We start from the raw sequence: 3,667 nt of genomic DNA on the forward strand, positions 1-3,667 counted from the left end.
CTCGGCCAGCATCTTGCCGATCTCGACATCGCCATTGGCCGAGATGGTGCCGACCTGCGCGATCTCCTCCGATGTCGTCACCGCCTTAGAGTGCTGCCGGAGTGCTTCGACCACGGCCTCGACGGCCATGTCGATGCCACGCCGCAGGTCCATCGGGTTCATGCCCGCGGCAACAGCCTTGCCGCCTTCGCGCACGATGGCGGCTGCAAGAATCGTGGCAGTCGTGGTGCCATCACCAGCGACGTCGCTGGTCTTCGAGGCCACCTCGCGCACCATCTGCGCGCCCATGTTCTCGAACTTGTCGGCAAGCTCGATCTCCTTCGCGACCGTCACACCGTCCTTGGTGATGCGCGGCGCGCCGAAGCTCTTCTCGATGACCACGTTGCGGCCCTTGGGGCCGAGGGTGACCTTCACCGCATTGGCGAGGATCTCGACGCCGTGCAGCATCTTCGCACGCGCGTCCGCCGAAAATCGTAAGTCCTTGGCGGCCATAGTCGTGTTCCGATGTTGATGGTGATCGATGTGCCAGTGGGAGGTTCAGGCGGCCTTCTTCACCGAACCGGCATCGTCGAGGATGCCCAGGATGTCGCTTTCCTTCATGATAAGCAGGTCATCGCCGTCGATCTTGACCTCGGTGCCAGACCACTTGCCGAACAGCACCTTGTCGCCGACCTTGACGTCGAGGGCGTTGACCTTGCCGCTCTCGTCGCGAGCACCCGGGCCGACCGCCACAACCTCACCCTGCTGGGGCCTTTCCTTGGCAGTGTCCGGGATGATGATTCCGCCCTTGCTCTTCTCTTCACCCTCGATTCGACGGACGACCACGCGGTCGTGCAGCGGACGGAACTGCATCATGGATGCCTCCCAGCCGGTTTGTCTTATTTTAGCACTCGATCCAGGAGAGTGCCAAGCGGAGGTGAAGGCACGAGACTAGGCGCATGAGCACCCTGATCAGAACGCTGTACACTATCAGGCCGTCAATGAAGTTGGTCAGGCCGGTGCGCTCCAGCGCTAGGCACTGGAGCTGCGGCGATGATGACACCCGCCTGCCGCCTGGGATGACCATCCCGCGGTGTCAGGGTTTGGAACAGCCGGCCATGCAGGGGCAGCCGCAACCCTGATAGCGCGACCTGGCGCTACCCTGAAGAACCTGCGGATCCTCGCGCCGTCATCCCTGTTGCACAGGAACTCGGACTTGTGTGGCCTTCACCAGCCCGCGCCGAGCATTTCTCTCCTGGCCGCCCGGTTCACCGCCGGCGGCTTTTTCTTCGGCCGATCCGGCGCGGGCGGGAGTGGGCGACCTGGCGCGATCGGTGCGGCTGGTGCACGTCTTCCTGAAATCAACCAGCGCCGCTTGGTGAAACCGTCCACCCTCGGCCCCGGTTTGCTGCCGAATATCCAGGAGCAAAGGGTTACCGGACGCGCCGCCGCTGGTCCTGGTGGTGGAGGACGACCCGTTCATCGCCATGGACGTGGAAAGCCTGTTGCGGGCGCATGGCTGGCGGATCCTGGGGCCGGCGCATAGCATTGCCGAGGCCCTCGCCCTGCTCGACCAGCAGATCCCCGACCTAGCACTGCTGGATGTCGAAATCGATCCGGAGCTGGTGGTCCCGGTCACGGCGGCCCTGCAGGGCCAGGGTGTGCCGTTCGTGCTGTGCAGTGCGCGCCCGCCCTCGAAGGTGCCCCCATTGGCCGGCGCTACTGGTGGCCAAGCCGTTCGGTCAACGACGGCTGCTCCAGGCGCTGGAACAGGCGTTGGCCGCCGTCGGGGATGAACCGCCGCCGCTCCAGGCCGTTGCAGCGACATGCGCTGCGCGCCGAGATGGTCTTCCGGCGCAGGAGGTTTTCGATGGCCGACGATGATGTTGCGGTCCTGCCGGTCGAGACCGGCGATGCGAGCGGGCGTGAGCCGGCGGGGGGTGACGCGCCGCCCGGCTCGTTGCTGGACGCGGCATGGCGGCCGATCGCCCACGAGGTGGAACAGCGGACCCAGGCCGCGCTGCACGCGACGGTGCATGCCGACGAAGCATGAGGCGCCGGGCGAACCGGCTTCGTGCGGATCTCAACCAACGCGCGCCGGCAAGACGAAGGGGCGGTAGAAGCAACAGGTCTCCGGCTAGCTCGGCCAGTCGGTGCTGCCGGCGACGGCGCGGACGATTGCCGCATCTGGGTTCCAGGACTGCCGACGACTGGGCGGGCCGCCCCCGGTCGAGAAGTTATGACCGAATCGGCCGCCGGTACGGGGGTGAGCGTCGCGGAATGCCTGGCTTGCCTTCCCCCGCGCGACTTCCTGCGCCGGTGGCACGGTGCCCCCCGCTGCGCCTGCCCAGGCTGGCCTGCAGGGTCTCGACCTGCTGCTGCAAACGGCGCAGCTCGCCGAGCAGCCGGTCCATCAGCGCCACAGCCGCCTGACCGGCCGCCACCAGCTGCTCGGCCCGGCGGAGCTCGTCCTGGTGCAGCCGGACGAGCTCCGCCGCCCATGGGTCGGGCGGCGTCGTGACGGGCAGGGGCGCTGGGCGTGCGGCAGCCGCCTCCGCCGCGATTCCGTTCATCTCCGCCAACCACGCCGCCCGCTGCACCCGCCACGTCGCCAGGGTCCGTTCCAGGGTGCGCAGAAGATGCTCGACCCGGGTCGGGTCCTGGCCCTGGTCGACCAGCCGCTGGTGGAGGACCCGCAGCCGGGCCAGCCGCAGCTCGGTCAAGCCGATCCGGTCTTCCAGCTCGGGCAGACGATCCGCGATGGTGGTCAGATCGGCCACGGCCGCCGCCTCGCTAGACTTGGGGAAGCTTCCGGTTAGCCACCTGGGCCGATCGAGGTGACCGGCAAGGATTGCGCGATCCGCCCCGGCCAGCTGTCCACTATCGTACCACTATACCGCCTATCTGCTGGTGGGAACTTGATGCAGCTTCGGACATCCGCATGGGGGGATCCGTCCGGCGACGCCGGCGGACCGCTAGGCGCGCATCACCTGCACGATCGCCTGGACCAGCCGGCGCTCGCCGACCGGCTTGCCGACATTGACCGCCTCGGCCAGGACGGCATTGCCCTGCAGTCGCGACGGCTGATAGGCGGTCACCAGCACGAACGGGATGTGCTGCCGCGCCAGCGCTTCCGCCACCGGCGTCACCATCACGCCATGGAGGTTGACGTCGAGCACGGCCACGTCCGGGAGCTGGCTGTCCAGCAGATCGAGCGCTTCCGCGACGCTCGTCGCCGGCCCCAGCACCCGCCAGCCCTGCGCCAGGATGATGGCCTCCAGTTCCATGGCGAGCAGGAACTCGTCCTCGACCACCAGCACGAGCAGGCTAGGTGCTGGCGCGTCTTGCTCCTTCTGACCGGGCACCCGTCGCTCCTGGTGCGTGCATCGGCAGGGTGATCTCCGCCTGCAAACCGGTGGTTGTGAAGCTCAGTTCCGCCCGCCCGTGCAGATCGCGCGCCGCCGCGTTGATCAGCCGCGTGCCGAAGCCGTGGGTGGTCGGCTGCTGCACCGTCGGCCCGCCCTCCTCTTGCCAGCGCAGCGCCAGCTGCTGATCGCCCGCCGCACCGCTCAGCGTCCAGCCGACCCGCACCCGGCCATCTGGTACGGACAGAGCCCCATGCTTGACGGCGTTGGTGCCGAGCTCATGCAGGATCATGCCGAGCGGCAGCACCTGATCAGGCGCCAGC

The 3,667-nt window shown here is 67.8% G+C and carries 6 protein-coding genes and 1 pseudogene; 2 read left to right on the plus strand and 5 right to left on the minus strand.

Annotated features, from left to right (window positions below; all coding sequences use genetic code 11):
• Both EQG76_RS31155 and EQG76_RS31160 read right to left on the minus strand, forming a co-directional pair.
• A partial coding sequence (locus EQG76_RS31155; RefSeq protein WP_321573540.1) for a TCP-1/cpn60 chaperonin family protein occupies positions 1-492 on the minus strand: 492 nt, incomplete at its 3' end.
• Positions 493-537: 45 nt separating this feature from the next.
• Positions 538-852 carry a co-chaperone GroES gene (locus EQG76_RS31160; RefSeq protein WP_159719094.1) on the minus strand — a complete coding sequence of 105 codons (315 nt, stop codon included), beginning with the start codon at positions 850-852 and terminating at the stop codon, positions 538-540.
• 587 nt (positions 853-1,439) lie between these two features.
• Between EQG76_RS31160 and EQG76_RS31165 the strand changes: the two genes are divergently transcribed.
• Positions 1,440-1,775 carry a response regulator gene (locus EQG76_RS31165; protein ID WP_200841285.1) on the plus strand — a complete coding sequence of 112 codons (336 nt, stop codon included), beginning with the start codon at positions 1,440-1,442 and terminating at the stop codon, positions 1,773-1,775.
• 74 nt (positions 1,776-1,849) lie between these two features.
• Complete coding sequence (locus EQG76_RS31170; RefSeq protein WP_159719092.1) at positions 1,850-2,032, plus strand: hypothetical protein; 183 nt, start codon at positions 1,850-1,852, stop codon at positions 2,030-2,032.
• A 184-nt stretch (positions 2,033-2,216) separates the two neighbouring features.
• Here EQG76_RS31170 and EQG76_RS31175 read toward each other — a convergent pair whose 3' ends face one another.
• The 3 genes and pseudogenes from EQG76_RS31175 to EQG76_RS31185 all read right to left on the minus strand — a co-directional run.
• Positions 2,217-2,759 carry a hypothetical protein gene (locus EQG76_RS31175; RefSeq protein ID WP_159719093.1) on the minus strand — a complete coding sequence of 181 codons (543 nt, stop codon included), beginning with the start codon at positions 2,757-2,759 and terminating at the stop codon, positions 2,217-2,219.
• A gap of 195 nt (positions 2,760-2,954) precedes the next feature.
• On the minus strand, positions 2,955-3,344 hold the full coding sequence (locus tag EQG76_RS31180) for a response regulator (protein ID WP_200841286.1): 390 nt from the start codon (positions 3,342-3,344) through the stop codon (positions 2,955-2,957).
• Positions 3,307-3,667, minus strand: a pseudogene (locus EQG76_RS31185) (sensor histidine kinase); the annotation flags it as partial. The pseudogene EQG76_RS31185 and the gene EQG76_RS31180, both read right to left, overlap by 38 nt.

Source organism: Geminicoccus flavidas (genome assembly GCF_009806515.1).
In the GTDB taxonomy this organism is placed as follows: domain Bacteria; phylum Pseudomonadota; class Alphaproteobacteria; order Geminicoccales; family Geminicoccaceae; genus Geminicoccus; species Geminicoccus flavidus.